4 protein-coding genes are annotated in these 4,038 nt (G+C 60.3%); 2 read left to right on the top strand and 2 right to left on the bottom strand.

Annotation, left to right across the window (positions count from 1 at the left end; translation table 11 throughout):
- Together ABHR76_RS09525 and ABHR76_RS09520 are read right to left on the bottom strand one after the other, a co-directional pair.
- On the bottom strand, positions 1–540 hold a 540-nt coding region (locus tag ABHR76_RS09525; protein ID WP_346977539.1), incomplete at its 3' end, for an OB-fold nucleic acid binding domain-containing protein.
- 181 nt (positions 541–721) lie between these two features.
- Entirely contained in the window at positions 722–1,285 is a 564-nt protein-coding gene (locus ABHR76_RS09520; RefSeq protein ID WP_040359007.1) for a PTS sugar transporter subunit IIA, read from the bottom strand.
- 243 nt (positions 1,286–1,528) lie between these two features.
- Between ABHR76_RS09520 and ABHR76_RS09515 the strand changes: the two genes are divergently transcribed.
- Entirely contained in the window at positions 1,529–2,428 is a 900-nt protein-coding gene (locus ABHR76_RS09515) for an alpha/beta hydrolase (RefSeq protein ID WP_161160737.1), read from the top strand.
- A gap of 482 nt (positions 2,429–2,910) precedes the next feature.
- Positions 2,911–4,038, top strand: a 1,128-nt coding sequence (locus ABHR76_RS09510) for a FeoB small GTPase domain-containing protein (RefSeq protein ID WP_346977537.1), incomplete at its 3' end; no start/stop codon positions are given.

The raw sequence follows: 4,038 nt of genomic DNA, 5'->3' as shown, positions 1-4,038 counted from the left end.
GAGCGTGGTCACGCGGAACATCTCGCCGGCGCCCTCGCAGTCACTCGTGGTGATGATGGGGGTGTTGACGTAGACAAAGCCCTGCTCCTGGAAGAAGCGGTGGATGGCGGCAGCCGCGACAGAGCGGATGCGGAACACGGCGCGGAACAGGTTGGTGCGCGGACGCAGGTGCTGCTGGGTGCGCAGGAACTCGACGGTTGCGCGCTTCTTCTGCAGTGGGTAATCCGGGGCGCTGACGCCCTCGACCTCGATGGAGGTGGCAGAAAGCTCGAAAGGCTGGGGCGCATCGGGGGTCAGCTTGACGGTGCCGGTGCAAATGAGTGCGGCCGAGACGTTTTGATGGGCGATCTCGTCGTAGTTGTCGAGTGCCTCGCGGTTCATGACGACCTGCAGGTCGCGGAAGCAGCTGCCGTCGTTGAGCGTAACAAAGCCAAAGTTCTTCATGTCGCGGACGGACTTGACCCAGCCGGCGACGGTGACGGTCTGGCCGCCGAGCGACTCGGCATCGGCATAGAGCTGCGCGATTTTGGTGCGGTTCACGTATCCTCCCATAACGGTTGAATGATAGTTATCCATACAGTTCGATATTCTAGCAGCTCGGCTCATTTGGGCTATACAGATAAGGCATTGGCGGGATGGTTTTTCAAACGAAAAGCGCCCGCGGCCTAATGGTCGTGGGCGCTTGACGAGGTGCCTTTTGGCTGTGTGGCGCGGGGCCTGGCTACTTGGTCTTGGCAACCAGCAGCGGGTCGCCAAGCTTGACGAGCGGGTTGCCGCCGATAAGCGTTCCAGACTCGCCGACATGGTCGATGCTCTTAAGACGATCGAGCTCGGAGACGATGACGGTCACGATGTCCTCGTGACCAGCGGCCTTAATGGCCTCGCGGTCGAAGCTGATGAGCGGCTGGCCTGCCTTGACCACATCGCCCATCTCGACAAAGCGGGCAAAACCCTTGCCGTTCATTTCCACGGTGCCCAGGCCAACATGGATGAACACGCGCAGGCCGTCCTCGGTAATCATGCCGATGGAGTGGTTGGTGACAGTGGTGGCACCGATGCGGCCGTTGGCGGGCGCATAGATGGTGCCGGTAATGGGCTCGATGCCATAGCCCTGGCCAAGCATGCCCGAGGCGATCGTCTCGTCGGGAACCTCGTTCAGGTTGACGAGCACGCCGTTGACGGGGGCATAGATGACGCCTTCGCGGGTAGCGAAGCTTGCTGCGGGCGGAACGGACGCCTCGCCGGTCGAGGTGAAGGTGGACTTAAGCGAATCGAGCAGACCCATAGTTGCCTCCAACTTAAATAGGCGCATATCGCGCGTTTGGTTTGCCGGAAACGTTTCATATGTGTTTCGCGGCTTTGTCAACGCCCCTATTCTACGCTGCTCAAAGATACCTCTGAACTGGGATTATGTGATATATCAGTTGAAGGGAAACTTATTGCCGGAGTGTTTCTGCGCCACGGGTTCAAGTGGGGTACGCTTGAAGGCAAAAAACAAGGGCGCTTAATTTGCGCGAAGGGAGCACATATGATTGTCGAGAACCATGCGCTGTGGGGCGAGGAGCCGACCGAGGAATATCCGGCGACCTTTACGTATTTGGGTGCCGAGCCGCTGCCCGATAAACCGAATGGCCGCCGCCCTGCCGTGATTATCTGCGGCGGAGGTGCGTTTACGCATATCGCTCCGCATGAGCAGGATCCCGTGGCGTTTGCGTTTTTGGATCACGGTTACCAGGCCTTTGTGCTCAACTATGTCACGAGTTCTACGGGTGACGTGAGCTTTCCGCACCCCCAGGCAGATCTTGCCAAGATGGTCGCCACGGTGCGCGCCAACGCCGACGAGTGGCATGTCGATCCTAAGCGCGTGTGCGTCGTGGGCTTTTCTGCTGGCGGCATGATTTGCGCCTCGCTGGCAACACAGTGGAAGACCGGCCCCTTTGCGGCACTTGCCGGGGCGCGTCCGGACGACATTCGTCCCGATGCCGTGGTGCTGGGCTATCCATTGCTCGACTTTGCCTATGTGCGCGACATGCAGACGCGCGATCCGCGCATTGACTTGCGTGTGCCCAAGACGGGCGGCAAGACGGGGCGCGATTTGCTCAACGACTACCTGTCGATGGTGACGGGCGGCGAGGCAACTGACGAGCATCTGGCCGACATCTGCCCCACCACGCATGTTTCGCGTCAGATGCCACCGACCTTTGTGTGGGGCGTGTCCGACGACAAGACGGCGCCGATCGCGCAGGTCTACCCGTTTGCGCAGCGCATGGCCGAGGAGGGCGTTGCATGCGAGATGCACGTCTTCGACCAGGGTGGTCACGGCCTTTCGCTCGGCAACGCCAACACCGCGGTCGACAACGAGGACAAGCAGGTGGCGGTCCGCCCTTGGATTCGCCTAGCCTTCCGCTTCCTGGAGCGCCATCTGTAAGAGGACGGGCATCCCAGCCCTTCAATAACTTGCGGTGAAATAGTTCCTGTTTTTGCTGGTTAAAGCCCCAAACAGGAACTATTCCACCGCAACTTCGTTTTGATCTGTTGGAGACGGAGGAAAATGGATCATTTTGTCGAGGGAGCGGGCGGCTGTTTCTGCTCCCGCGGGAAACCACGTCCCGTTTGGGAAATCGTGACCCGTTTTGGGCGCAGATTCCGGGTCGCAGTTTCCCCGAGGGGCTCGATCGGGAAATTGCATCCCAGTCTGAATGGATTCCGGGACACGGTTTCCGCTAGATGCCTCAACCGGAAAGCCCATCCCGTTTAGGTGTTCCAGAGTGGGATGCGGTTTCCGCAGCAGGCCCGTCTGGGAAGCAATGGCCCAGAATTCCCATCGCAGCAATCTGCTGATTGAACGTCGTTGTGTGTTCACGCTATCATGTAAGCTTAAAATTGGTTAGCCATGGCAAACGGTTAGCCATGGTGAACATAAATACAACGCCCTGTGGGCGCCGGGGGAGGAACACGGACGTGAAGCTCGATACACTCGAGATTGGAAAGGACGCCGTTGTCGCATCGGTGGCATCGGACGACCAGGCACTCCGACAACATATTTTGGACATGGGCCTAACGCCGGGCACCGAAGTCACCATGATGAAGTACGCCCCCATGGGCGACCCGCTCGAGATTCGCCTGCGTGGCTACGAGTTGACGCTGCGCAAGGACGATGCCGCTCGCATTGAGCTCGTAGATGTCCACGACACAGATACAGGTCCGCGCGCTAACGCCGCAATCGGCACGACGGAGCACCCGGCGCTCGGCGAGGGGACGTATTCGCCCCGCGCGGCAAAGACGGCCGTGCCCGAGGGCGCGCCGCTGCATTTTGCCCTCGCTGGCAACCAAAACTGCGGCAAGACCACGCTGTTCAACCAGCTGACGGGCTCCAACCAACACGTCGGTAACTTTCCCGGCGTGACGGTCGACCGCAAAGATGGCACTATCCGCAACCATCCCGAGGCGAGTGTCACCGACCTGCCTGGCATCTATTCGCTGTCGCCGTACACGGGCGAGGAGATCGTGAGCCGTCAATTCATCCTTGACGAAAACCCCGATGCCATCATCGACATCATCGACGCTACCAACATCGAGCGTAACCTGTACCTGACGCTGCAGCTTATGGAGCTCGATCGCCCCATGGTCATCGCGCTCAACATGATGGACGAGGTGACGACCAACGGCGGCGCCGTGGACGTCAATCTGCTCGAGAGCCTGCTGGGCGTGCCGGTTGTCCCCATTAGCGCTGCCCGCAACGAGGGTATCGGCGAGCTGGTGGATCATGCCTTGCACGTCGCGCGGTTCCGCGAACGTCCCGGCCGCTTGGACTTTTGCGCACCCGATGGTCCGGACGGCGGCGCGCTGCATCGCTGCATCCACGGCATCGCCAACCTTATCGAGGACCATGCCGCGACGGCGCACATTCCCGTGCGGTTCGCGGCGACCAAGCTGGTTGAGGGCGACGAGCTGGTAACCGAGGCGCTTCACCTGGACCGTAACGAGCTTGATGCCATCGAGCACATCATTACCCAGATGGAGGGCGAGGCCGGCACC

This window comes from Collinsella aerofaciens (genome assembly GCF_039752985.1).
Taxonomy (GTDB): domain Bacteria; phylum Actinomycetota; class Coriobacteriia; order Coriobacteriales; family Coriobacteriaceae; genus Collinsella; species Collinsella aerofaciens_BT.
This window is presented reverse-complemented; position numbering and strand designations above follow the sequence as displayed.

Bases quoted from the DNA above. Each gene is read 5' to 3' on its own strand.
- ABHR76_RS09520 (WP_040359007.1), bottom strand. From the start codon at position 1,285: ATGGGTCTGCTCGATTCGCTTAAGTCCACCTTCACCTCGACCGGCGAG.
- ABHR76_RS09515 (WP_161160737.1), top strand. From the start codon at position 1,529: ATGATTGTCGAGAACCATGCGCTGTGGGGCGAGGAGCCGACCGAGGAA.